The organism is Pseudomonas sp. FSL W5-0203, assembly GCF_001896155.1.
Lineage (GTDB): Bacteria > Pseudomonadota > Gammaproteobacteria > Pseudomonadales > Pseudomonadaceae > Aquipseudomonas > Aquipseudomonas paracarnis.
Map to the genome: position 1 here is coordinate 127,200 of NZ_MPOR01000008.1, position 24,329 is coordinate 151,528.

Genomic DNA, 24,329 nt, shown 5'->3' on the forward strand with positions numbered 1-24,329 from the left:
GGCAAAAGGTGACGCTGATTATAGCCGGGGTGGCGGCCTGCATGCGAGGCGTGCCACCTGATCTCATTGACGTTGCGCCGTCAACGCCTCATAACGCACCCAGATCCTTTCGGCGTAGCGCAGGCGTAATGCCTCACGCTGTGGCCCGGGCCCCGGCCCCACGTTGTAAGCCCCCACCGCCGTCCAGTTATAGCCAAAACGCTGGATGAACTCGGCAAGAATCGAGGCGCCTACTTCTACCGACAGGCAGGGCTCGCTCAACAGCCGTTCTTCGGTAATGCCCTGCTTGAGCAAGCGCGGCAAATGGATGCTGTTGATTTGCATCAAGCCGATATCCCGCGTGCCATTGCGGTTGGTGTAGTTCATCGCTTGCGCCCGGTAACCCGATTCGACCGAGGCGATAGCTTGCAGCAACTCCGGCTCAAGGTCGTGGCGGCTGGCCGCCTCTTCCCAGCAAAAAGCCCAGGCCTGGCTGCTGCCCATCAATACCCCGAGCACCAGGCCTTTGCCCCATGCCTTAACTCTGGACATTGCTGGCCTGACCACAGACGGCGCACACGTGTGCCACTGCCCTGGGTTGATCACCTGTGCGCACCGGGCAGGTAAAGCGATAGCCCTTGCCATAAATCGTCTTGATAAAGCCTTTGTCGGCCCTCAAGTGCTTGCGCAGGGAATAGATACACCGCGTGAGTGACTCATCGGCCACTTCCCCCCGAGGCCAGGCCAGTTCCAGCAAGCGGTCCTTGGTCATCAGCGCGCCGCCGGAAGCCAGCAGCAACCGCAGCACATGCCCCTCCTTGGGAGCCAACTGAATATCCGCCTCCACACCCGTCAACCGGCCATCGCCATGCAAGGTCCAACGAGCGAAGACCAGGGACGTCGTCGTTTCATCCATTACGACGGCCATACGCACCTCTGTAGTCGACTACTGACATTCAAATCCATACTGTGTGAACCAATTCATCTGCCATTGGCATGACTATAAAAACCGCGCCCCGTACCTGCGTTAGGAAAAAACCCATTCATTTGCCTTTTTTGGGCCGAAGCCGGTCAGATAATTCGCTCGCACCCTTATCGCGGCAGCCACTCCTGAAAGGTTTCCTGTAATTCAACTCCTAGCCGATCCTCCAACTGCACCAACTCTCCCACTGCCATCAGTTGCCCATTGACCCGCACCTCCACACAGCGGGTGACGCCTGGGTCCAAGGGCAGCACCTTCCCCGGTGCGAATGCGGCCAAACGCTTGCGGCTGATCAGTTGCTCCTGCAGCAATATTTCCAGGTGCATGGACAAACGCCTTTTTCAGGGGGAAGACTCAGGGTCCGCTCGCAGGAACGCACGTCGCACGTACTCATATTGCGCGGCGGTCAACTGAGGTGCGCCGACCAGTTGCACGTCTCCACCGACAGCCTGCGCCGGCCCCGGCGAGGCTTCATCCAGCGGCTGGGCGACATCCAACTCGGCCACCCGTTTTTCGATAACCTTCACTTGGGCAGGTGAACCCTTGATCAACAGACTGTTGGTATCCGGATAAGCCATTAACACAAGGCGGCCATCGGCCAGTTGGTCCTTCTGCGCCTGGGATAACCGAGCTTTGATCATTGAAGCCATGCCCGGTACAAGGACCCTGTTGGCACCTGCGCCCTGCAGGTGATCGTCCACGAGGACGTTGATCACTTTCACCACGCCGAATAACGACGCATGCTCTGGCACCTTGCGTGGGGGGCGGTCCATCAGTTGAGCGAGGCGCAATACCTGGTCGACATAACGGGAAGGCCCGGTTACATAGAACGTACGCGCGCCGTTTTCACGCAGGGGGTAGCGCGGCTCATCCAGCCCCGCACGCCGCATGATGCCGCGCAGCCTATTGACGGAAATATGCCGCAGCACCACCGCCGAGCTTCTCTCGTCTTCGGCGCCGTAGAGCGGCAACTCCTCGCCACGGGCCGTGGCACTGCCCAGTACCAGCACGGCGCACAGCAGCGCGCTGTACAGCCAGCGGCAATTGAGGGTTGCGAGGTAATCAGCGTGCACCGTGGGTATGCCTGGCGGTCTGGCCTGAAGAAGCGGCCATACTGCGAGGCGCACGAGGTTCAATCATGATCGAAAGCTGACGGCCTGTTGCAACCGCCCCACCCATGGCATGTGCCTTGCTTTGCACTCTGTATCAGGCTCGCACCAAAGGCGGCACGGGCCTACGGACAAAGGCGTCGTTCCCCTGCAATGGCCTATACGCCAACCAGGGAAACGGCGCTTTTTTTTAGAAAAAGGCAGGTATTGATGAACGATCCGCTGGCTTGGGTAAACGGCAGCGATGCCCCAGAAAAGAGCAGCCTGGACCTGGGGTTCATGGCCCTGACAGATTGCGCCTCGCTGGTGGTCGCCGCCACCCAGGGCTTCGCCCAACCCTACGGCCTCACACTCAACCTCAAGCGCCAGGCGTCCTGGGCCAACCTGCGCGACAAGCTGGTCAGCGGTGAATTGGACGCCGCCCACAGTCTCTACGGGCTGATCTATGCCGTACACCTGGGCATCGGCGGCGTCGCCCCCAGCCCCATGGCGGTGCTGATGGGGCTGAACCAGAATGGCCAGGGCATCAACCTGTCCCATGGCCTGCAACAGCAAGGGATGATCACTCCTGAGGCGTTGAAGCGCCATGTGCACCAAAGCCGGACAAAACTCACCTTCGCCCAGACGTTTCCCACCGGCACCCACGCCATGTGGTTGTATTACTGGCTGGCGAGCCAAGGCATTCATCCCTTGCAGGATGTGAACAGCGTAGTAGTGCCGCCGCCACAAATGGTGGCGCACCTGCAAGCCGGCCGCATCGACGGCCTTTGCGTGGGTGAACCTTGGTGCGCCAGCGCAGTGCAACAGAACCAGGGCTTTACCCTGGCGACCAGCCAGGCGATCTGGCCGGACCACCCGGAAAAAGTCCTAGGCTGCACCCAAGCCTTCGTTGACGCCTACCCCAATACCGCACGCGTGCTGGTCATGGCGATCCTGGAGGCCAGCCGGTTTATCGAGCAGAGCCGTGAAAACCGCCGCTCTACCGCCCAGTTGCTCAGTGCCCCTGAATACCTCGATGCGCCTGTGGCTTGCATCGAACCACGCTTGCTGGGGGACTATGACGATGGCCTGGGCAACCAGTGGCAAGATCCCCATGCACTGCGCTTTTTCGCCGACGGCGAGGTGAACCTGCCCTACCTCAGCGATGGCATGTGGTTCATGACCCAGTTTCGGCGCTGGGGCTTGCTGCGTGAAGACCCGGACTACCTGGGCGTCGCCCGGCAGGTGCAGCAACTGGCGCTGTACCGCCAGGCGGCCGAGACGCTGGGCATTACCCCGGGCAACTCGGACATGCGCCGCAGCCAGTTGCTCGACGGCAAGACCTGGGACGGCAGCGATCCCGCCGGCTATGCCCGCAGCTTCCACCTTCACGCCTTGGCCGATGACGCCAATCGCCAAGCGCTGCGCTGACAGGAGCCGGACGATGCTGCGAATCCTGTTGATCAACGACACCCCGCGCAAGGTAGGGCGCCTCAAGGCCGCATTGACCGAGGCCGGCTTTGAGGTGATCGATGAGTCCGGCTTGACCATCGACCTGCCCGCACGCGTCGAAACAGTGCGTCCGGATGTGATCCTGATCGATACCGAGTCACCCGGGCGCGATGTGATGGAGCAAGTGGTGCTGGTCAGCCGCGATCAGCCCAGGCCGATCGTGATGTTCACCGATGAACACGACCCGAATGTGATGCGCCAGGCCATCAAGTCCGGCGTCAGTGCCTATATCGTCGAAGGTATCCAGGCCCAGCGCCTGCAACCGATCCTCGATGTGGCCATGGCGCGCTTCGAGAGTGACCAGGCCCTGCGCGCCCAGCTGCATGCCCGCGACCAGCAACTGGCCGAACGCAAGCGCATCGAGTTGGCCAAGGGCCTGCTGATGAAAATGAAAAGCTGTAACGAGGAAGAGGCCTACACCCTGATGCGCCGCCAGGCCATGAGCCGTCAACAGAAACTGATCCAGGTGGCGGAGCAGATTATTGCCATGAGCGAGTTGCTCGGCTGATCTGGCTCAGCTCTTGCTAAAGAATTATCACAGGTAGCCAACGGCGGTTGCCCCCTCACGACAAAGACGTCGCCCACCCGGTTTGCCCTTGCGAACCCGGTGGCGGCGTTTTTTCGTTTCTAGACCCCCAACCGTTGAGGTGCGTGATGAAATCAAGCTTCTGGAAATCCGGGCACACCCCGACCCTGTTTGCCGCGTTCCTGTATTTCGACCTGAGCTTCATGGTCTGGTACCTGCTGGGCCCCCTGGCGGTGCAGATTGCCGCTGACTTGCACCTGACCACCCAACAGCGCGGCCTGGTGGTGGCCACCCCGATCCTGGCGGGCGCGGTGCTGCGCTTTTTGATGGGGATGCTGGCCGACAAGCTGTCGCCCAAGACCGCCGGGCTGATTGGCCAGGTGATTGTGATCGTGGCGCTGTTCTGCGCCTGGAAACTGGGGATCCACAGCTACGAACAAGCGCTGCTGCTGGGCATGTTCCTGGGCATGGCCGGTGCGTCCTTCGCGGTCGCCCTGCCCTTGGCATCACAGTGGTATCCGGCGGAGCACCAGGGCAAAGCCATGGGCATCGCCGGCGCCGGTAACTCCGGCACCGTGTTTGCCGCGCTGCTGGCGCCCGTGCTGGCGGCCGCCTTTGGTTGGAGCAACGTGTTCGGCTTTGCGCTGATCCCACTGGTGCTGACCCTGATCGTGTTCGCCTGGCTGGCGCGCAATGCCCCTCAGCGGCCAAAAGCCAAAGCCATGGCCGACTACTTCAAGGCCCTGGGCGACCGCGACAGCTGGTGGTTCATGTTCTTTTACAGCGTGACCTTCGGCGGCTTTATCGGCCTGGCCAGCGCCCTGCCCGGCTACTTCAACGACCAGTACGGCCTGAGCCCGGTGACCGCCGGCTATTACACCGCCGCCTGTGTGTTCGGTGGCAGCCTGATGCGCCCATTGGGTGGCGCCCTGGCAGACCGGTTCGGCGGGATCAAGACCCTGCTCGGCATGTACAGCGTGGCGGTGATCTGCATTGCGGCAGTGGGGTTCAACTTGCCCAGTTCCTACGCCGCGCTGGCACTTTTCGTCTGCACCATGCTCGGCCTGGGCGCTGGCAATGGGGCGGTATTCCAACTGGTGCCACAGCGTTTTCGCAGTGAGATCGGCGTCATGACCGGCCTGATCGGCATGGCCGGCGGCATCGGTGGCTTCGCCCTTGCGGCGGGCATGGGCGCCATCAAGCAGAGTACTGGCAGCTATCAACTGGCCCTGTGGTTGTTCGCCAGCCTCGGTGTGCTGGCCTGGTTCGGCCTGCATGGGGTGAAACGGCGCTGGAGAACCACCTGGGGTTCGGCCGCCGTGACCGCCGCCCGCGTCTGATGAGCTTACAACTGAGCATCGCCCAGGCCAGTGCCATCGGCCCGCGTAGCGAGAACCAGGATGCGCTGCGGGTGGTCACGCCCATGGCGGAACTGGCCGCGAGCAAAGGCTACCTGTGCGCGCTGGCCGACGGCGTCAGCCAGTGCGCCGACGGCGGCCTGGCCGCACGCTCGACCTTGCAGGCGCTGGCCGTGGACTACTACGCCACGCCGCAGACTTGGGGCGTGGCCCAGTCGCTCGAACGTCTGTTGGTCGCGCAGAATCGCTGGTTGCAAGCCAACGGCGGCGGCCAACCGTTGCTCACCACCCTCAGCGCCCTGGTGTTTCGCGGCCAACGCTTCACCCTGGCCCATGTCGGTGATTGCCGGGCGTATCGTTGGCTTGACGGCGAGTTGCAACGCATCAGCGAAGACCATGTGTGGGAACAACCGGGGATGCAGCATGTGCTCAAGCGCGCCCTCGGCCTGGATCAGCACCTGGTGCTGGACTTCCTCGATGGTCCATTGCGCGAGGGCGAGTGTTTCCTGCTGCTCAGCGACGGGGTGTGGGCCACGCTGGGCGATCACAGCATCGGCGCGATCCTGCGCGAGCAAAGCGACCTCGACCTGGCCGTCAACACTCTGGTCAGCGCCGCCCACCTGGCGGGTAGCCAAGACAATGCCAGCGCCTTGCTGGTGCGCATCGATCAACTCGGCGCGGCCACCCTCGGCGACGCCCTGGTGCAGTTGCAGCAATGGCCACTGCCGCCACCGCTGAAAGTCGGGCAAACCTTTGAAGGCTGGCAGGTGCAAAGCGTGCTGGCGCAGAGTCGGCAGTCGTTGCTGTACCGCGTGCACGACGCCCAGGGGCACCCCTGGCTGCTCAAGACCTTGCCGTTGCGTTGCGACGATACCGATGCGGCCCAGGCCTTGTTATCGGAGGAATGGTTTCTGCGCCGGGTCGCCGGCCGTGCCTTTCCCGAAGTGCATGCCGCCAGTGGCCGTCAGCATTTGTACTACGTGATGCGCGAATACGCCGGGCAAACCCTGGCCCAACTGTTCCAACAACAGGGCCCTCTTCCGTTGGCACAATGGCAGTCGATTGCAGAACGCTTGCTGCGCGCCGTGGGCCTGCTGCATCGCCGGCAGATCCTGCACCGCGACATCAAGCCGGAAAACCTGCTGCTGGGAGAAGATGGCGAACTGCGAGTGCTGGACTTCGGCCTGGCCTATTGCCCCGGGCTCTCCGAGGACCGTGCGCACCTGCTACCCGGCACCCCGAGTTTCATCGCGCCCGAGGCGTTCGCTGGCGAGCAGCCTACGGCACAACAGGACTTATATAGCGTCGGCGTGACCTTGTATTACCTGCTGACTGGGCATTACCCCTACGGTGAAATCGAGGCCTTCCAACGGCCCAGGTTTTCCCAACCCGTCAGCGCCAGCCGTTATCGCCCCGACTTGCCGGAGTGGTTGCCGCACAGTCTGGAACGAGCGCTGTTCGCTGTCCCGGGCCAACGCTATGAAACCGCCGAAGAATGGCTGTTGGTGCTGGAGCAGGCCGACCGCCGCGAATTGAGCCTACGCCCACGGCCTTTGCTCGAACGCGAACCCTTGAAAGTCTGGCAGACCCTGGCGATGGCCTCGCTTTTGCTCAATCTGGTGCTGTTGTACTGGTTGATGCACCACTAACGGGCAGAATCCGCCGACTCTCTGTGTAAACGCCCAGTAAAACTGGGGCTATAGGGACTTGGCACAGCTGCTGCATTAGCTTTGCCAACACCCCACATATAGCCGCTCCTTCAACGACGAAGGGCCGAGCTTCCCGAGAGAACGGGACCAGGACAAAGGCGTCCTCGCTAGCTGACTAGCGGGGATGCCTTTTTTGTTTGCGCACGATTTGTCGAGCCATTGCGGAGAACGACATGAAAAAACTCAAACTGGTGATGATCGGCAACGGTATGGCCGGGGTTCGCACCCTGGAAGAACTGCTCAAGCTGAGCAACGAGCTGTACGACATCACCGTGTTCGGCGCCGAGCCTCACACCAACTACAACCGCATCCTGCTGTCGCCGGTACTGGCCGGTGAGCAAACCTTCGAAGAGATCGTGCTCAACGACCTGGATTGGTACCTGAACAATAACGTCAAACTGCTGCTCAACCGCAAAGTGGTGCAGATCGACCGGGTCAAGCGCAAAGTCATCGCCGAAGACGGCACCGAGGCCGAATATGACCGCCTGCTGATCGCCACCGGGTCCACGCCGTTTATCCTGCCGATTCCCGGCAACACGTTGCAGGGTGTGATTGGCTACCGTGACATTGCCGATACACAGGCGATGATCGACACCGCCAAGACCCACAAGCATGCGGTGGTGATCGGCGGCGGCCTGCTCGGCCTGGAAGCGGCCAACGGCTTGATGCTGCGCGGCATGCACGTGACGGTGGTGCACATCGGTGAATGGCTGCTGGAGCGGCAACTGGACAAGACCAGCGGCCAGCTACTGCAAACCGAACTGGAAAGTCGCGGCCTGGTGTTTCGCCTGTGCGAGCAGACCCAGGCCCTGCACGATGCCGGCAATGGCCGCGTCGGCTCGGTGCAGTTCAAAAATGGCGACATCATCCCGGCCGACCTGGTGGTGATGGCTGCCGGCATCCGCCCCAATACCGAACTCGCGGAAAAGTCCGGCATCCCTTGCAACCGTGGGATCCTGGTCAACGACACGATGCAAACCTACGACCCGCGTATCTATGCGATCGGTGAATGCGCCAGCCATCGCGGCATCGCCTATGGCCTGGTGGCACCCTTGTTCGAACAGGCCAAGGTCTGCGCCAACCACCTGGCCCAATTGGGCTTTGCCACTTACAAGGGCTCGGTGACCTCCACCAAGCTGAAAGTCACCGGCATCGACCTGTTCTCCGCTGGCGACTTCATGGGCGGCGAAGGCACCGAGACCATCACGCTCTCCGACCCGATTGGCGGCGTGTACAAGAAGCTGGTGATCAAGGACGATATCCTGGTCGGCGCCTGCCTGTACGGCGATACCGCCGATGGCGGCTGGTATTTCCGCCAGATCCGTGAGAACCACGCCATCGGTGAAATCCGCGATCACCTGATGTTCGGTGAAAATGCACTCGGCGATGTCGGCCACCAAGGCCAGGACAAAGCCATGAGCATGGCCGACAGCGCCGAAGTCTGCGGCTGCAACGGCGTGTGCAAGGGCACCATCGTCAAGGCGATCCAGGAACAAGGGTTGTTCAGTGTCGACGAGGTGAAAAAACACACCAAGGCCGCCAGCTCCTGCGGCTCCTGTGCCGGCCTGGTCGAGCAGATCCTGATCAACACCGTGGGCGGCGCCGCCGACGTCAAACCCAAAAGTGAAAAAGCCATCTGTGGCTGCAGCGACCTCAACCACGGGCAGATCCGCCAGGCCATCCGCGAGCAGCACCTGCTGACCATCGACAGCACCATGCGTTACCTGAACTGGCGCACCCCCAATGGCTGCGCCACCTGCCGCCCGGCGCTCAACTATTACCTGATCTCCACCTGGCCCGGCGAAGCCAAGGACGACCCGCAATCGCGGCTGATCAACGAACGGGCCCACGCCAATATTCAAAAAGACGGCACCTATTCTGTGGTGCCACGGATGTGGGGCGGCGTGACCAACCCTTCGGAGCTGCGCCGCATCGCCGATGTGGCCGACAAGTACAACGTGCCGATGGTCAAGGTCACCGGCGGCCAGCGTATCGACTTGCTCGGTATCAAGAAGCAGGACTTGCCTGGGGTATGGAAGGACCTGGATATGCCGTCCGGGCATGCCTATGGCAAATCCATCCGTACCGTCAAAACCTGTGTGGGCAGCGAGTTCTGCCGGTTTGGTACGCAGAACTCCACACAACTGGGCATCGAGCTGGAGCATGACCTGTTCAACATGTGGTCGCCCCACAAGGTCAAGTTGGCGGTGTCCGGTTGCCCACGCAATTGCTCGGAAGCGGGCATCAAGGACGTAGGCATTATCGGTGTCGACTCGGGCTGGGAGATGTACATCGGCGGCAACGGCGGGATCAAGACCGAAGTCGCGGAGTTCTTCGTCAAGGTGAAAACCGCCGAGGAAGTGCGTGAATACAACGGCGCGTTCCTGCAGTTGTACCGCGAAGAAGCCTTCTACCTGGAGCGCACCGTGCACTACCTGCAGCGAGTGGGCATGGAGCATATCAAGAAGGCCGTATTGGAAGACCCGGCGCGCCGCCAAGCCCTCAATGAGCGTTTGCAGTTCTCGTTGTCATTCGAGCAGGACCCGTGGAAGGAACGCCTGGAGCAGCCGCTGCTGAAAAAGGAATTCGACGTGATCCCCGTCAAACAACTGGAGGTCTCGCTATGAACTGGCTGGATATCTGCGCCCTCGATGAAATCAACGCCCTGGGCTCGCGCATCATCAGCGGGCCCAAAGGTGACATCGCGATTTTTCGCACCAGTGACGATGAAGTCTTTGCCCTCGACGACCGCTGTCCTCACAAGGGCGGGCCGCTGTCCCAAGGCTTGATCTACGGCAAGCGCGTGGCCTGCCCGCTGCACAACTGGCAGATTGACCTGGCGACTGGCCAAGCCCAGGCCCCGGATATCGGCTGCGCCCACCATCATCAGGCCCGGGTCGAAAACGGCCGGGTGATGCTGGCCCTGCGGGACGCGGGTTGATGAACCGCCAGACCACCGCGTCCACCTGCTGTTATTGCGGGGTGGGCTGCGGCGTGCTGATCGAGCATGACGGCGAACAGATCCTGGGGGTGCAAGGCGACCCCAGCCATCCGGCCAACTTCGGCAAGTTGTGCAGCAAAGGTGCCAGCCTGCACTTGACCGGCGACGTGAGCGCCCGCGCCCTGTACCCGCAATTACGCTTGGGCAAAGCACTGGCACGCACTCGCACCGACTGGGACACCGCCCTGGAACACGCGGCCAACGTGTTTGCCGAGACGATTGCCGAACACGGGCCCGACAGCGTGGCGTTCTATATCTCCGGGCAACTGTTGACCGAGGACTACTACAGCTTCAACAAGTTGGCGCGGGCGTTGGTGGGCACTAATAATATCGACAGTAACTCCCGGCTGTGCATGTCTTCGGCAGTGGTCGGCTACAAGCGCAGCCTGGGCGCCGATGCGCCGCCGTGCAGCTATGAAGACCTGGAAAACAGCGACTGCGTGATGATCGTCGGCAGCAATATGGCCTACGCCCATCCGGTATTGTTCCGGCGCCTGGAGCAAGCCAAGGCGCAACGCCCGCAGATGAAAGTGCTGGTGATTGACCCTCGGCGTACCGACACCTGCGACTTGGCCGACCTGCACCTAGCGATCTTGCCGGGCACGGATGTGGCGTTGTTCCACGGCATTTTGCATCTGTTGCTGTGGGAAGACTGGGTCGACCGCGCGTTTATCCAGGCCCACACCGACGGCTTGGCCGAACTCAAGCGCCTGGTGCATGACTACACGCCGCAGATGGTCACGCAGCTATGCGGCATCAGCGTCGAACAGTTGCGCCTGTGCGCGCAGTGGGTGGGCACCTCCAGCAGCTTTCTGTCGCTGTGGTGCATGGGGCTTAACCAATCCACGACCGGCAGCGCCAAAAACAGCGCGTTGATCAACCTGCATTTAGCCACGGGGACCATTGGCCGGCCGGGCTGCGGGCCGTTTTCCCTGACCGGCCAACCGAACGCCATGGGTGGGCGCGAAACCGGCAGCCTGTCCAATTTGCTGCCGGGCCACCGCGAAGCGGCCAACCCTGAACACCGCGCTGAAGTGGCGGCCTATTGGGGCGTGGAACAACTGCCCGCGACCACCGGCCTTACCGCCATCGAACTGTTTGAACAGGTGCAGGCGGGGAAGATCAAGGCGTTGTGGATCGCCTGTACCAACCCGGCCCAATCGCTGCCCGACCAGAACGCGGTGCGCGCCGCTTTGGCAGCGTGCCCGTTCGTGGTGTTGCAGGAAGCCTTTCGTACCACCGAAACCGCCGCCTATGCCGACCTGCTACTGCCCGCCGCCAGTTGGGGTGAAAAAGACGGCACGGTGACCAACTCCGAGCGACGTATTTCCCACGTGCGCCGCGCCATCAACCCACCGGCTGAAGCACGCGCGGATTGGGCGATCACCGTGGATTTCGCACAACGCCTGGAGCGCCGTCTGCGGCCGGGGTTGCCGAGCCTGTTCGCCTTTGAGCACGCGGCGCAGCTGTTTGATGAATTCAAGCCACTGACTCAAGGCCGTGACCTGGATATGTCCGGCATCAGCCACGCCCTGCTCGACCAGCTCGGCCCGCAGCAATGGCCGTTTCCCGAGGGTGCGCAAGCGGGTACGTCGCGCTTGTACACCGACGGTATTTTCCCCACTGACACTGGGCGGGCGCAGTTTGTCGCCGAGCCTTATCGCGCCGCCAAGGAACAGCGCGATGCGCGATTTCCCCTGACCCTGATCACCGGTCGCCTGCGTGATCAATGGCATGGGATGAGCCGCACCGGCACGGCAGCGCAGTTGTTCGGGCACGTCAGTGAAGCATTGTTGAGCCTGCATCCGGATGAGCTACGCCGCCACCGCTTCAAAGAGGGTGACCTGGTCAGCCTGAAAAGCCGTCGCGGCAGCGTGATCGTCGCCGTCGGCAGCGATGACAGTGTGCGTCCCGGCCAAGCGTTCCTGCCCATGCACTGGGGCGACCGCTTTCTCAAGGGCGGCGTCAATACCCTCACTCAACCGGCGTTCGACCCTTTGTCCAAGCAGCCGGAGCTCAAGCACAGCGGCGTGCGCCTGGAAGCCGTGCAACTGCCGTGGCAGCTGTTTGCGCTGATCGAAGGCGATGTACAGCAGCACTTCGAAGCCTTGCGCCCACTGTGTGAAACCTTTGCCTACGTCAGCCTGAGCCTGGCTGGCCGTGAACGCCCCGCGCTGCTGGTGCGCGCCGCGCATACCGAGGCGCCCGACCTGCAACTCTTGACCCGTATCGACCACCTGCTGGGCCTCAACGACGGCCCGGTAATGGCCTATGACGACCCGCGCCGCTCAATCGGCAAGCGCGTGAAGATCGAGAAAGGCCGCATCACCGCCCTGCGCCTGGCCGGCGAAACCCTGGCCCGTCACTGGCTGCAAAGCCTGTGGCTGGAAGGCCGGGCCGACGAGCAACTGCGGCGCTGGTTGCTGGCGCCCTTGAGCGCGCCACCGGGCGGTACCACGGCCAGCAACAAGATTGTGTGCAACTGCAAGAACGTCAGCGAAAACGCCGTGTGTGCCGGTATCGGCAGCGGCCTGGACCTGGATGGCCTCAAACAGGCCTTGGGCTGCGGCACCCAATGCGGCTCCTGCGTGCCGGAAATCAAACGTCTTTTGGCCAGCAACCCGCAGCCAATCGCCATCAGTGTGTAAGGGGAACAACATGAGCGCAAAAGTGTGGCTGGTAGGCGCAGGTCCGGGTGACCCGGAGTTGCTGACCCTGAAAGCGGTCCGGGCTCTGCAGGCAGCGGACGTCGTGCTGATTGATGATCTGGTCAACCCGGCAGTACTGGAACACTGCACCAGCGCCCGGGTGATTACCGTCGGCAAGCGCGGGGGATGTCGTTCTACCCCGCAGGATTTCATTCACCGCCTGATGTTGCGTTATGCACGCCAGGGCAAGTGCGTAGTACGCCTTAAAGGCGGTGACCCGTGTATTTTTGGCCGCGGTGGCGAGGAGGCAACCTGGCTGCGCGAGCGTGGTGTCGAGGTGGAATTGGTCAATGGCATCACCTCAGGGCTGGCCGGAGCAACCCAGTGCGATATCCCGTTGACCTTGCGCGGGGTGAGCCGCGGAGTGACCTTGGTCACCGCGCATACCCAGGATGACAGTAGCTTGAACTGGCGTGCGCTGGCGGAGGGTGGAACCACGCTGGTGGTGTATATGGGTGTGGCGAAGCTGGAAGAAATCCGCGAACAGCTGCTCAACGGCGGCATGGCTGCGGATATGCCGGTGGCAATGATCGAAAACGCTTCATTGCCCCAGCAACGCGAATGCCGCAGCTCCCTGGCGGCCATGCATGAAGCGGCAAAAACCTTTGCGCTGAAGAGCCCGGCCATCCTGGTGATTGGCCAGGTTGCCGGCGCCGCACAGATGGCTAGCATCGCCGCTGCGGCAAGCGCCTGAGGCAAATCGCAGGCGAAAAAAAGCCCGGCCTGAGCCGGGCTTTTCTTTACTACTCAGTAATTACTGAGCGGTAGCTTCAACCGACGCTTCTACGCGACGGTTAACAGCGCGACCAGCTTCAGTTGCGTTGTCAGCAACTGGGCGGGATTCGCCGTAACCAACAGCAGTTACACGGCTAGGAGCAACGCCGTCTTTAACCAGGACTTGCTTAACAGCGTCAGCACGACGCTGGGACAGCTTCTGGTTGTAAGCGTCTGGACCTACGGAGTCAGTGTGACCAGCAACTTCTACGTTGGTAGCTGGGTACTGAGCCATGAAGTCGGCCAGGTTTTTAACGTCGCCGTAGCTGTTAGGCTTAACAACGGCCTTGTCGAAGTCGAACTTAACGTCCAGCTCAACACGAACAACCTGAGCAACCGGAGCTTCTGGCTCTGGAACTGGCTCTGGAGCTGGTGCTGGGGTAGGAGCTGGAGCAGCTGCGCCAGCGTTACCGCCGAAGTTCACGCCCAGGCCAACCAGTGCGGAGTAGTCCCACTTGCCGTTGTCCAGACCGTAGTCAGCTTCAACACCAGCACGAGCGTACAGGTTGTTGGTGAAGTAGTACTTCACGCCGGTACCGATGGTAGCGAAAGTGGTCTGATCGCGACCGGTGTGGCCGTCAGCGCGCACGTTGCCACGGCTCTGGTGGCCGAAACCGCCTTCAACGTATGGACGCAGGCTATCAACGCCAGCCTGACCGAAGTGGTACTGAGCAACGAGGCTGCCAGTGTCACCTTTGATCTTCTGGTTGCCAGTGCCGTCGTTCGAACGGGTGTGGTTGGTCTTGTCGTACGACAGATTCAACGACAGATCGTCGGTCAGGAAGTAACCAATGCGAGCGCCTGGGTTGAAGCCGTCTTCGATGTGCTTAACGCTATCGTTGTACTGCTTCTTGTAGAACAGCTCGCCTTCAACTGCGCCTTGGCCTTGTGCCAGAACGCCGAAAGAAGTAGCGGCAATAAGAGAACCAATGGCCAAGCCCAAGGTGTTTTTCAGTTTCATCCGTTAAATCCCCATCTGGTGATTGTAAAGCAGTCCCACAAACCGGGGGACAACTCGGCGACAAGTCTAACAGAACTTGCCTACACGTAAGAGATATTTGCTACGCACTAAGTTTCAGTCTCGCCCGCAAATTTCTCACGTAATTTATCAAGAGCACGCTTGTACCGCATTTTTGTAGCACTCAAACCCATATGCATGATGTCAGCGATTTCCTGAAATTCCAGCTCTGCGACAAATCGAAGCACCAGAATTTCGCGGTCAATCGGGTTCACATGCACCAACCAGCGATCAAGTCCGCCCTTTTCCTCGGGTGCCGGCGCCTTCTCTTCAGACGCCTCCTCAAGGGGGTCCAGACTCAAAGCGTCCATCAAGCGACGCTTTCGCCGTTCCTTCCGATACTGCGTGATGCACTCGTTGTACGTGATGCTGTACAGCCAGGTCTTGAACTTCGATTTGCCCTCGAAGTTCTTCAGGCCGTATAGCACCTTGAGCATCACTTCCTGACAGACATCATCCGCGTCTCTATCGTTCCCCAAATACCTTGAACAAACGTTGAACAGAGTGCGTTGATACCTGCGCATCAATTCTTCGTACGCGCGTGTTACGTGAAACAGCTCCGTGTGCGAGCGCGCGACCAACTCCTCATCAGAGAGCTCACGGGGGTCATAGCGCGTGGACAGCGTTTGGGCTTTATTCAAAACAAGTCGTGCCGACAGTCAGGTCAATGTCCGCTGCAACCCGGTCACCCGGGTTTGCGGCGGCGTACATTAGCAGGATTTGCCGGATTAGCGGCTACTGACCTGCTGCTCCAGGAGAATCCGGTTGGACAGCGACACCAGTTCCCCGTCATCGGTCAGCACGGTCGTCTTGACTGTGCCGATCTCCTCGATTTGCCCTTCGACCTCGCCCACACGCACCTGTTGCCCAACTTGATACAGCTCACGCACATAGATTCCCGCAAGAATCTGACCGGCAATTTCCCGGCTTCCCAACCCCATGGCCAGCGCAACTGCCAGACCAACGGTAATCAAAACAATCACAATCACGTGGTTGAGCAGGTCAGTTTTGACCTCCAGCTGGCTGATCGCGACGGAAATACTGATGATGATCACCAGCCCCTGGGCAATTCGTCCCAGGCCCGCTGCGTAGTCCAACCCCACGCCTTCGGCGGCCCCGCGCACCAGCCCGTTGGCCAGTTGCGCGAGTAGAACCCCCACCAGCAGCACCAGCGCGCCGCCGAAAACTTTCGGCAAATACAGTGCCAGCATGTCGAGCGTAGCTGAAACTCGCTCAAGTCCAAGGGACTGCGCTGCAGAAACCAGAAAAATAAGTAGAACGAACCAATAGACGATCTTGCCGATCAGGGTCGAAATCGGTACTTGCAACCCCGCGCGACCGAGCAGTTTGGTCAGGCCAGTGCCAGCCATCAGGCGATCGAGCCCCAGTTTGGCGAGCAATTTGGACAGCAGGGTATCGAGCAGCTTGGCCACGACAAAACCCAGCAATACCAGGACCAGGGCACCAAACAGGTTGGGAATGAAATTCGCCACCTTGGTCCACAATGCGGTCATCGCGGTGACCAGGCTCTGGGTCCAGAGATCAAGTTCCATATTCAATCAGCCTTATCAGCAGTGCTAGCAAGAGGTTTACGACGGGAAACCGGTGACACATGGGCCGAACCGTTGTTCAGGGCCATCATCAACGCCGGCAACCAACGCCCGAGCAGACCGAACAGGTCACCCGCCCCTACCTGACGGTTGGCGGTTTTCAGTACGCGGCCCAGGCAGGCATCGTCATCACGGTTGGATGGCGAAGCATTGAGCATGTCACGCAAAGACTGTTCGAACGGATCGTGCATAGAGACCTCTCGCAAGTGATTTAAAAGACGAGGGTAAAATTCATCGGGTCACATCGGCCCTTTCTTACGTTCAGGTCATATTCAGGTCAAACCCAGCGCAATCGTCGAAATAACCACCATTGCCCCAGTGCCACAGACACCATCAACAGGCACGCAATCATGAATCCATAAGGGCTGGCAGAGAATGGAATGCCGCCCACATTGATACCGAGCAAACCGGTGAGAAAACTCATCGGCAAGAAGATCCCGGTGATGATCCCGAAGCGGTACATGGTGCGGTTCATGCGCAGGCTCAAGCGCCGGTCTTCAGCCTCCAGCACAAGCCCCACGCGCTCTCTGGCCAATTCCAGCTCTTCCAGGTAACGGGTCAGGCTGTTGTGCAGTTCGTTCCAATAGTCCGCATCGTCGTCGCAGAACCACGCCAATTTGATTCGTGTCAGCTGGGCGAAAATATCCCGCTGGGGGGCCAGGAAGCGCTTGAGTCCGGCGGCTCTTCGACGGATCTGCAGAACGCTGCCGTGCTCCGGAGTATACCGTTCGTCGGCATCGAGTTTTTCTTCCTCGGAATCGACGATTTCAGACAAGCCGGCGACCAGATCCTGCACTTTGTTGGTCAGGTACTGAGCCATATAAAGGATGAGTTCAGACGCCGTCTTGGGGCCTTTGCCGTCTGCCAGTTGCACCAGCAACTCATCGGTAGCGCGCAAGGGGCGCAAACGCAGGGAAATCACTCGGTTGGCGGCGGCGAAAATGCGCACCGACACCATGTCTTCCGGCTCCGCGCCTGGGTTGAGATTGATTCCGCGCAGAAACAGCAGCAATTCGGCGTCCGGCAGCGGCAACAGCCGTGGACGGGTGTTTTCCTCCAGCAGCAGGTCACAGGCAAACTCGCTCAGGCCGCTGGATTTGCGCAGCCAGGTCTGGGTTTGAGGATGGCTGCGATCCCAGTGCAGCCACAGGCTTTCCTGGGGCTGCAACTGCAAATCGTCGAGCTCAGTCCGGGCAATCGAACGCGCACCGCCTTTACCGTCCAGCACCAGGGCATGCACCAGCCCCCATTGCGCGTTTTCTTCTTCGAACATCCTCACCCCGATCGGTTGCGGCAGTTTATTCAGGCATTTTCAGCGGGCTGGGTGACACGATCACCCCGTTGTTATCGGCATAAATGTACTCACCGGGGCGGAACGTCACGCCTGCGAATGTCACCGGGACGTTCAGGTCGCCAAGGCCGCGCTTGTCGGTTTTTTTCGGATGAGAGGCCAGGGCCTGTACACCCAGGTCGGTCTGGGCGATGACGTCGACGTCACGGATACACCCGTAGATCACCAGCCCTTCCCAACCATTTTTCGCGGCTTTCTCGGCAATCATGTCACCCAGCAACGCGCAGCGCAGGGAACCACCACCATCGACCACCAGCACTTTGCCAACGCCCGGCAGGTCAGCCTGCGCCTTGACCAGGGAGTTATCCTCGAAGCATTTGAGGGTGACAATCTCGCCACCAAAGGAGTCTCGGCCACCGAAGTTGCTGAACATCGGCTCCACTACCTGCACCAGCTCCGGGTAGGCGTCACACAGGTCGGGGGTCACGTAATGGTTCATCGAGAAACTCCTGTCATCAAAGAAGAGGTCGAACATCCACGGTGTACATCAAGAAAACGCCCCGCGACAGGCATTCTTTAAGTGCCTGGGCGTTGGCGGCGGCCATGATCAAACCCGGTTCAGCGTAACGCAATACACGTTGCGCGACTGAATATGACCAGAACCGCGTGGCGCGTCATATCTTAGCCGCAACCATTCAAGAGTGAAACGCCCTTGGTAGAGCGTTTCGTCAAACCGCTGCGGACACTTCGGATTGCGTACCGAATAAGGGTGTCAGCGGGTCGTTCAACCAGCGCTCGACCAAAGGCCACACTTGGGCCTGGGCCGCTTTACTGACCAGCATCTGCACATGGCCGAAATCCTCGCTGAAACCTTGCTGACGTCCCAGGCACAGGTACTGGCGATGCTCGCTGCCCACTTGCTCGAAGAGCTTGCGGCAGGCCCAGTCCGGGTCTTGCCGGTCGCCCGCTGCGCTCACCGCCAACAGCGGCACATCGACCTGCGCCAAGCCTTTCCACCAGTCATGCTCGGCATCGCCAAACCGGCCGAACAGGCCGTTCCAACGCATCGCTTCGATCATCACGCCGGCCGGCTCGTCCTCGGGCCCACGCTTGAAGCGCGGGCCCGACAGATGGGCAAGGCGCTTGAGGATAAAGCGAGCGCCCCACTCCACCGGTGGAATTTTCAACGGCCAGTGGGTGCGACTGACCTGGCAGCCGAACAACGCCACCGACGCCACCGCTGATGCATCCAAGTGCTGCCCACCCAAGGCCGCAGCCAGGGTGGTGGCACCGAGGGAATGCCCGATCCAGTGCGGAATCTGCCCGCTTTGCTCACACACAAACGCCCCCACGGCCGGCAAATCGTAGCGCGCATAATCGGCGACGCGGTTACTGGCGTAGTCGTGATTGCGCTTGGACAAACCATGGCCGCGCATTTCCGGGATCCACACATCAAATCCGCGACGTGCGAGGTAAGCCCCCAGGCCAATTCCTTTTGGCGAATACCAGAAACGTCGATTGGAAAAACTGCCATGCAACAAAATAATCGGCGTGCCCCGGTTTTCCGGGACATCGGCCAGGCCCAAACGGGTAACCGCCAGCTCGACGGTGCCGTCCGGGCTGTTACCGGGTTTGAGTCGGTAGACGTCTTCACTCAGGTCGCCCCGACGTTCAGCGCTGATCAGGGCGACAGGAAACAGATGGCTGCTGCTTTGCATAATGCTCTTGCACAAAAAAGGGCGGCGTCCGCAAGGATTCCCGCCCTGTACAGATAAGAATGCCGGTCACCCGCAACGAGTGACCGGCACTTTTGACCACGCGATCTTAGGCGGACGCTTGGCCTTCAGCCAGGAAGAACCAGGTTTCCAGCACGGAATCGGGGTTCAGCGAGACGCTCTCGATCCCCTGCTCCATCAGCCATTTGGCCAGGTCCGGGTGGTCCGAAGGGCCTTGGCCGCAGATACCGATGTACTTGCCAGCCTTGTTACAGGCCTGGATGGCGTTGGCCAGCAGCTTCTTGACCGCTGGGTTACGCTCGTCGAACAGGTGGGCGATGATCCCCGAGTCGCGGTCCAGGCCCAGGGTCAACTGCGTCAGGTCGTTGGAGCCGATGGAGAAACCGTCGAAGAACTCCAGGAACTCTTCAGCCAGGATGGCGTTGGACGGCAACTCGCACATCATGATCACGCGCAGGCCGTTCTCGCCACGGGTCAGGCCGTTTTCTGCCAGCAGGTCCACCACCTGGCTCGCTTCGCCCAGGGTGCGCACGAAGGGCACCATGATCTCGACGTTGGTCAGGCCCATCTCGTTGCGCACGCGCTTGAGCGCACGGCATTCAAGCTCGAAGCAGTCACGGAAGGCTTCGCTGATGTAACGCGAGGCACCGCGGAAACCCAGCATCGGGTTTTCTTCTTCCGGCTCGTAGAGCTTGCCGCCGATCAGGTTCGCGTATTCATTGGACTTGAAGTCCGACAGGCGCACGATGACCTTTTTCGGGTAGAACGCCGCAGCCAGGGTGCTGATGCCTTCGACCAGTTTCTCGACGTAGAAACCTACCGGGTCGTTGTAGCCGGCGATGCGCTTGTCGACGCTTTCCTTGATGTCCAGCGGCAGGCCGTCATAGTTCAGGAGTGCCTTGGGGTGCACGCCGATCATGCGGTTGATGATGAATTCCAGGCGGGCCAGGCCCACGCCGGCGTTCGGCAACTGGGCGAAATCAAAGGCACGGTCCGGGTTGCCGACGTTCATCATGATCTTGAACGGCAGGTCGGGCATGGCGTCAATGGAGTTTTGCTTGATATCGAAGCCCAGCTCACCTTCGAAGATAAAGCCGGTATCGCCTTCGGCGCAGGACACGGTCACACCCTGGCCATCCTTGAGCAGTTGGGTGGCGTTGCCGCAACCCACGACTGCCGGAATCCCCAGCTCACGGGCAATGATCGCCGCGTGGCAGGTACGCCCGCCACGGTTGGTGACAATGGCACTGGCGCGCTTCATCACCGGTTCCCAATCCGGGTCGGTCATGTCGGAAACCAGTACGTCACCCGGCTGGACCTTGTCCATCTCGGACACGTCCTTGATGATCCGCACCTTGCCTGCGCCAATGCGCTGGCCAATGGCACGGCCTTCTACCAGCACGGTGCCGGTTTCCTTGAGCAGGTAGCGCTCCATGACGTTGGCCGAAGTGCGGCTCTTCACGGTTTCCGGGCGAGCCTGCACGATGTACAGCTTGCCGTCGTCACCGTCCTTGGCCCACTCGATGTCCATCGGGCACTTGTAGTGCTTTTCGATGATCATCGCTTGTTTGGCCAACTCGCTGACTTCAGCGTCGGTCAGGCAGAAACGCGCACGCTCGGCCTTGTCGACTTCAACGGTTTTGACCGAGCGACCGGCCTTGGCCTCGTCGCCGTAGATCATCTTGATGGCCTTGCTGCCCAGGTTACGGCGCAGGATGGCCGGGCGGCCCGCTTCGAGGGTGCCCTTGTGTACGTAGAATTCGTCCGGGTTGACCGCGCCTTGTACGACGGTTTCGCCCAGGCCGTAGGCGCCGGTGATAAACACCACGTCACGGAAACCGGATTCGGTATCCAGGGTGAACATCACACCGGCAGTGCCGGTTTCCGAACGCACCATGCGCTGCACGCCGGCAGACAGGGCCACCAGCTTGTGGTCGAAACCCTGGTGTACGCGGTAGGAGATCGCACGGTCGTTAAAGAGGGAGGCAAACACTTCCTTGGCCGCGCGGATCACGTTTTCGACGCCGCGAATGTTGAGGAAGGTTTCCTGCTGGCCGGCAAAGGAGGCGTCCGGCAAGTCTTCGGCGGTGGCCGAGGAACGCACGGCGACGGCCATGTCCGGGTTACCGGCCGACAGGGTGGCGAAGGCGGTGCGAATTTCTTCGTTGAGCTTCTCGGGGAACTCGGCTTCCATGATCCACTGGCGGATCTGGGCGCCGGTCTTGGCCAGGGCGTTGACGTCATCGACGTCCAGGGCGTCCAGCGCGGCGTGGATCTGGGCGTTGAGGCCGCTCAGCTCTAGGAAGTCGCGGTAAGCCTGGGCCGTGGTGGCGAAACCACCGGGCACCGAGACACCAGCGCCTGCAAGATTACTGATCATCTCGCCGAGGGATGCGTTCTTGCCCCCCACATGCTCTACATCATGGACGCCGAGCTTATCGAGGGAAACTACGTACTCTACCAAGGTGATCTCTCCACTTTCTGTGTTGGAAAAGCTCAGGACGCGGGTTGCTCAGTAGGAGCTAACGCCAGCGCTTGTGGCCTGGACCTGGAAAATAAGTGAGAATGCGGCCCACTGCGGGACGGCAAAATCGCGCCTATCATATCCAAGATTCGCCATCAGCTTAAGGCCCAGGGCTCAAATGAAACGATCTGCTTTCTTTATTTCCGACGGCACCGGCATCACAGCCGAAACATTGGGCCAGAGCCTGCTCGCGCAGTTCGAAAACATTACCTTCGCCAAATTCACCCGGCCTTATATAGACAGCGTGGATAAAGCGCGGGCCATGGTACAACAAATCAATCTGGCGGCTGAAAAAGACGGTTTTCGCCCGATCATTTTCGACACCATCGTCAATCAAGACATTCGTGAGATTCTCGCAACGTCGAATGGTTTCATGATCGACATTTTCTCTACCTTCCTGGCGCCGTTGGAACAGGAGCTGAGTGAACACTCCTCCTATTCCGTCGGAAAGTCCCATTCCATCGGGCATAACTCCAACTATATGGAGCGCATCGAGGCGGTGAACTTCGCCCTCGACAACGACGACGGCGCCCGCACCCACTACTACGACAAGGCCGACCTGATCCTGGTGGGCGTGTCGCGTTGCGGCAAGACCCCCACCTGCCTGTACATGGCCATGCAATTCGGTATTCGTGCGGCCAACTATCCGTTGACCGAAGATGACATGGAACACCTGACCCTGCCCGCCGCCTTGCGCGCGCACTCACACAAACTGTTCGGCCTGACCATCGACCCGGACCGGCTGACCGCCATCCGCAACGAACGCAAGCCCAACAGCCGCTACTCCAGCTATGCCCAGTGCGAATTTGAAGTGCGGGAAGTAGAAAATCTGTTCCGTCGCGAAAATATTGCGCACATCAATTCCACGCATTTTTCGGTGGAAGAGATTTCGGCGAAGATTCTGGTGGAGAAGGGTGTGGAGCGGCGCTTCAAGTGATCTCTGTCGCCTGATCTGATCGTTCCCACGCTCTGCGTGGGAACGCCGCCTGGGACGCTCCGCGTCCCGCAATAGCGACGCGGAGCGTCGCAAGATGCATTCCCACGCAGAGCGTGGGAACGAGCAACGGTAACGCGGATTTACAGATGAAACCGCCCGCCCCCCTGCCCCAGCGCCGTCGCCAGCGCGTCAAACCCCTCGCGCAATAACTGATCATCGCCCGACGTGTTGCAGATACTCGCCCGAATAAACTGCGGCACCGCCGTCTGCCCCACGGCAAAAGCCTCGGCGGTGGCGATCAGGTAATTGTTCTGTTTGAGCTCCGCCTCGATTTCCGAGGCCCGCCAGGGCTCCGGTACTTCGATCCAGAAGTGCGGGCTGTTGAGGTGGGTGCGATAGGCCAAGCCGTTCAATAAATCTTCGACTAACGTCTTGCGGCGGCTGATCTCATTGATCTGCTGACGCAACAAATATTCCGCCGTGCCGTTTTCAATCCACTGGGTCGCCAACTCCAGAGTCACAGGTGTGGCCATCCAGCAGGTCGAACGCAGCGCCGCAGAAATGCGACTGACCAGCGCCGGCGGCGCATGCACGTAGCCCACCCGCAAACCAGCCGACACCGCCTTGCTCAGGCTGCTGATCAAGATCGTACGCTCAGGCGCGAAATAGCTGAGGGGCGGCGGACGGTCCTCCACCAGCACACCGTGGGCTTCGTCCTCCAGAATCAGCAGGTTATGTTCGCGACACACCCTGGCCAAGGCTTCGCGGCGCGCCACCGACAACACGGCGGTGGTCGGATTCTGGATAGTCGGCGTGCAATACAACGCCGAAATCCGGTGATTGCGACAGACCTCATCCAGAGCCGTGGGCAGCACACCTTCCTCGTCCATCTCCAGGCCGATCAGCCGCACCCCCAGCATACGCGCAGCGGTAATCAGGCCGGGATAAGTCAACTGCTCGGTGACCACCGTATCGCCAGCACGCAGCAACGCCATCATGGCGCACAGCAAGCCGTGCTGGCCGCCGTTGACGCAGATGACCTGCTCGGGAATCGGATGAAACTCGCGCTGCACCAGCCACTGCGCGCCCGCTTCCCGGTAACGCGGCAGGCCGGCGTCGGGGGTGTAGGCGCTGATGTCCTGGAGGAACTTGGCATTATTCGATAGGGTTTGAAAGCTTTGGGCGAGAAACACCGTCTCTTGCCCGGGAATGTGCATGTTGCGGCTCATGTCGAAGTACTGGCGCGGCTCCTCGCTGAAATTACGAAAGCCCTCATCACGCTGGCGCTCCATCCCACGCTTGCGCACGAAGGTGCCGTCACCCACCCGCGCAACCACCAGGCCCAGGCGCTCCAATTCACCGTAAGCCCGGCTGATGGTGCCGATGGTCACGCCTAAATTGTCGGAAAGCACCCGATGGGGCGGCAGTTTTCGTCCCGGTTCAATCAAGCCTTCGAGGATGCCCCGTTCCATCACATCGGACAGGCGCTTGTACTTCACGCCCTGCCCGTTGGACAAGCCCTCACGCATAATTGACACCATGTCAATATTTGTTTTGACAGCCATCTTTCGCCCTA

General features: G+C 60.6%; 22 protein-coding genes. 9 read left to right on the forward strand and 13 right to left on the reverse strand.

The features are described from left to right. Positions 1-63: 63 nt before the first annotated feature. From BOP96_RS10080 to BOP96_RS10095, 4 genes are all read right to left on the reverse strand, one after another. On the reverse strand, positions 64-531 hold the full coding sequence (locus tag BOP96_RS10080) for a transglycosylase SLT domain-containing protein (RefSeq protein WP_014719475.1): 468 nt from the start codon (positions 529-531) through the stop codon (positions 64-66). Further along, on the reverse strand, positions 518-907 hold the full coding sequence (locus BOP96_RS10085) for a winged helix-turn-helix domain-containing protein (RefSeq protein WP_014719476.1): 390 nt from the start codon (positions 905-907) through the stop codon (positions 518-520). Before BOP96_RS10085 ends, BOP96_RS10080 begins: the two co-directional genes overlap by 14 nt. Before the next feature lie 164 nt (positions 908-1,071). Next, complete coding sequence (locus BOP96_RS10090) at positions 1,072-1,287, reverse strand: FliM/FliN family flagellar motor switch protein (protein WP_003193267.1); 216 nt, start codon at positions 1,285-1,287, stop codon at positions 1,072-1,074. Between the two features lie 15 nt (positions 1,288-1,302). After that, positions 1,303-2,034: a secretin N-terminal domain-containing protein gene (locus BOP96_RS10095; protein WP_014719478.1), complete on the reverse strand. Its 732-nt coding sequence runs from the start codon at positions 2,032-2,034 to the stop codon at positions 1,303-1,305. A gap of 246 nt (positions 2,035-2,280) precedes the next feature. Between BOP96_RS10095 and BOP96_RS10100 the strand changes: the two genes are divergently transcribed. The 8 genes from BOP96_RS10100 (at position 2,281) to cobA (ending at position 13,557) form a co-directional block, all read left to right on the forward strand. Continuing rightward, positions 2,281-3,480, forward strand: coding sequence for a CmpA/NrtA family ABC transporter substrate-binding protein (locus BOP96_RS10100; protein ID WP_014719479.1), 1,200 nt, complete (start codon positions 2,281-2,283; stop codon positions 3,478-3,480). A 13-nt stretch (positions 3,481-3,493) separates the two neighbouring features. Beyond that, on the forward strand, positions 3,494-4,069 hold the full coding sequence (locus tag BOP96_RS10105) for an ANTAR domain-containing response regulator (protein ID WP_003193274.1): 576 nt from the start codon (positions 3,494-3,496) through the stop codon (positions 4,067-4,069). Positions 4,070-4,215: 146 nt separating this feature from the next. Further along, positions 4,216-5,427, forward strand: coding sequence for a nitrate/nitrite transporter (locus tag BOP96_RS10110; RefSeq protein ID WP_003193275.1), 1,212 nt, complete (start codon positions 4,216-4,218; stop codon positions 5,425-5,427). Then, entirely contained in the window at positions 5,427-7,094 is a 1,668-nt protein-coding gene (locus BOP96_RS10115; protein ID WP_073452595.1) for a bifunctional protein-serine/threonine kinase/phosphatase, read from the forward strand. The genes BOP96_RS10110 and BOP96_RS10115 overlap by 1 nt, the downstream gene beginning before the upstream one ends. Positions 7,095-7,327: 233 nt before the next feature. After that, the gene (gene nirB, locus BOP96_RS10120) at positions 7,328-9,781 is read left to right on the forward strand and encodes a nitrite reductase large subunit NirB (protein WP_020302634.1); all 2,454 of its coding nucleotides are present in this window, start codon (positions 7,328-7,330) and stop codon (positions 9,779-9,781) included. Next, entirely contained in the window at positions 9,778-10,095 is a 318-nt protein-coding gene (nirD, locus tag BOP96_RS10125) for a nitrite reductase small subunit NirD (protein ID WP_014719483.1), read from the forward strand. Before nirB ends, nirD begins: the two co-directional genes overlap by 4 nt. After that, on the forward strand, positions 10,095-12,803 hold the full coding sequence (locus BOP96_RS10130; RefSeq protein ID WP_073452597.1) for a nitrate reductase: 2,709 nt from the start codon (positions 10,095-10,097) through the stop codon (positions 12,801-12,803). The genes nirD and BOP96_RS10130 overlap by 1 nt, the downstream gene beginning before the upstream one ends. Positions 12,804-12,813: 10 nt before the next feature. Continuing rightward, positions 12,814-13,557: a uroporphyrinogen-III C-methyltransferase gene (gene cobA / locus BOP96_RS10135; RefSeq protein ID WP_019820539.1), complete on the forward strand. Its 744-nt coding sequence runs from the start codon at positions 12,814-12,816 to the stop codon at positions 13,555-13,557. A 60-nt stretch (positions 13,558-13,617) separates the two neighbouring features. Here the strand turns inward: cobA and BOP96_RS10140 are convergent, their stop codons facing one another. From BOP96_RS10140 to ppsA, 8 genes are all read right to left on the reverse strand, one after another. Further along, entirely contained in the window at positions 13,618-14,598 is a 981-nt protein-coding gene (locus BOP96_RS10140) for an OmpA family protein (RefSeq protein WP_003193285.1), read from the reverse strand. A gap of 107 nt (positions 14,599-14,705) precedes the next feature. Further along, positions 14,706-15,296, reverse strand: coding sequence for an RNA polymerase sigma factor SigX (sigX, locus tag BOP96_RS10145; protein WP_003193286.1), 591 nt, complete (start codon positions 15,294-15,296; stop codon positions 14,706-14,708). Between the two features lie 87 nt (positions 15,297-15,383). Further along, complete coding sequence (locus BOP96_RS10150) at positions 15,384-16,208, reverse strand: mechanosensitive ion channel family protein (protein WP_003193288.1); 825 nt, start codon at positions 16,206-16,208, stop codon at positions 15,384-15,386. A 2-nt stretch (positions 16,209-16,210) separates the two neighbouring features. Then, the gene (locus tag BOP96_RS10155) at positions 16,211-16,456 is read right to left on the reverse strand and encodes a hypothetical protein (protein ID WP_014719486.1); all 246 of its coding nucleotides are present in this window, start codon (positions 16,454-16,456) and stop codon (positions 16,211-16,213) included. Between the two features lie 86 nt (positions 16,457-16,542). Next, positions 16,543-17,538 carry a zinc transporter ZntB gene (locus tag BOP96_RS10160; RefSeq protein WP_014719487.1) on the reverse strand — a complete coding sequence of 332 codons (996 nt, stop codon included), beginning with the start codon at positions 17,536-17,538 and terminating at the stop codon, positions 16,543-16,545. 25 nt (positions 17,539-17,563) lie between these two features. Beyond that, complete coding sequence (gene rraA / locus BOP96_RS10165; RefSeq protein ID WP_019820544.1) at positions 17,564-18,055, reverse strand: ribonuclease E activity regulator RraA; 492 nt, start codon at positions 18,053-18,055, stop codon at positions 17,564-17,566. A gap of 229 nt (positions 18,056-18,284) precedes the next feature. Next, entirely contained in the window at positions 18,285-19,274 is a 990-nt protein-coding gene (locus BOP96_RS10170; protein ID WP_019820545.1) for an alpha/beta fold hydrolase, read from the reverse strand. A gap of 106 nt (positions 19,275-19,380) precedes the next feature. Continuing rightward, on the reverse strand, positions 19,381-21,756 hold the full coding sequence (gene ppsA, locus BOP96_RS10175; RefSeq protein ID WP_003193296.1) for a phosphoenolpyruvate synthase: 2,376 nt from the start codon (positions 21,754-21,756) through the stop codon (positions 19,381-19,383). A 178-nt stretch (positions 21,757-21,934) separates the two neighbouring features. Here ppsA and ppsR point away from each other — a divergent pair, with 178 nt between their 5' ends. Further along, on the forward strand, positions 21,935-22,753 hold the full coding sequence (gene ppsR / locus BOP96_RS10180) for a posphoenolpyruvate synthetase regulatory kinase/phosphorylase PpsR (RefSeq protein WP_003193298.1): 819 nt from the start codon (positions 21,935-21,937) through the stop codon (positions 22,751-22,753). Between the two features lie 140 nt (positions 22,754-22,893). On the opposite strand, the gene BOP96_RS10185 is transcribed toward ppsR, so the two are convergent. Beyond that, entirely contained in the window at positions 22,894-24,318 is a 1,425-nt protein-coding gene (locus BOP96_RS10185; protein WP_014719490.1) for an aminotransferase-like domain-containing protein, read from the reverse strand. Positions 24,319-24,329 lie beyond the last annotated feature (11 nt).

Bases quoted from the DNA above. Each gene is read 5' to 3' on its own strand.
- ppsR (WP_003193298.1), top strand. From the start codon at position 21,935: ATGAAACGATCTGCTTTCTTTATTTCCGACGGCACCGGCATCACAGCC.
- BOP96_RS10105 (WP_003193274.1), top strand. From the start codon at position 3,494: ATGCTGCGAATCCTGTTGATCAACGACACCCCGCGCAAGGTAGGGCGC.
- BOP96_RS10170 (WP_019820545.1), bottom strand. From the start codon at position 19,274: ATGCAAAGCAGCAGCCATCTGTTTCCTGTCGCCCTGATCAGCGCTGAA.
- BOP96_RS10155 (WP_014719486.1), bottom strand. From the start codon at position 16,456: ATGCACGATCCGTTCGAACAGTCTTTGCGTGACATGCTCAATGCTTCG.
- BOP96_RS10100 (WP_014719479.1), top strand. From the start codon at position 2,281: ATGAACGATCCGCTGGCTTGGGTAAACGGCAGCGATGCCCCAGAAAAG.
- BOP96_RS10150 (WP_003193288.1), bottom strand. From the start codon at position 16,208: ATGGAACTTGATCTCTGGACCCAGAGCCTGGTCACCGCGATGACCGCA.
- BOP96_RS10115 (WP_073452595.1), top strand. From the start codon at position 5,427: ATGAGCTTACAACTGAGCATCGCCCAGGCCAGTGCCATCGGCCCGCGT.
- BOP96_RS10090 (WP_003193267.1), bottom strand. From the start codon at position 1,287: ATGCACCTGGAAATATTGCTGCAGGAGCAACTGATCAGCCGCAAGCGT.
- BOP96_RS10185 (WP_014719490.1), bottom strand. From the start codon at position 24,318: ATGGCTGTCAAAACAAATATTGACATGGTGTCAATTATGCGTGAGGGC.
- BOP96_RS10160 (WP_014719487.1), bottom strand. From the start codon at position 17,538: ATGTTCGAAGAAGAAAACGCGCAATGGGGGCTGGTGCATGCCCTGGTG.
- nirD (WP_014719483.1), top strand. From the start codon at position 9,778: ATGAACTGGCTGGATATCTGCGCCCTCGATGAAATCAACGCCCTGGGC.
- nirB (WP_020302634.1), top strand. From the start codon at position 7,328: ATGAAAAAACTCAAACTGGTGATGATCGGCAACGGTATGGCCGGGGTT.
- BOP96_RS10080 (WP_014719475.1), bottom strand. From the start codon at position 531: ATGTCCAGAGTTAAGGCATGGGGCAAAGGCCTGGTGCTCGGGGTATTG.
- cobA (WP_019820539.1), top strand. From the start codon at position 12,814: ATGAGCGCAAAAGTGTGGCTGGTAGGCGCAGGTCCGGGTGACCCGGAG.
- BOP96_RS10140 (WP_003193285.1), bottom strand. From the start codon at position 14,598: ATGAAACTGAAAAACACCTTGGGCTTGGCCATTGGTTCTCTTATTGCC.
- rraA (WP_019820544.1), bottom strand. From the start codon at position 18,055: ATGAACCATTACGTGACCCCCGACCTGTGTGACGCCTACCCGGAGCTG.
- BOP96_RS10110 (WP_003193275.1), top strand. From the start codon at position 4,216: ATGAAATCAAGCTTCTGGAAATCCGGGCACACCCCGACCCTGTTTGCC.
- BOP96_RS10130 (WP_073452597.1), top strand. From the start codon at position 10,095: ATGAACCGCCAGACCACCGCGTCCACCTGCTGTTATTGCGGGGTGGGC.
- BOP96_RS10085 (WP_014719476.1), bottom strand. From the start codon at position 907: ATGGCCGTCGTAATGGATGAAACGACGACGTCCCTGGTCTTCGCTCGT.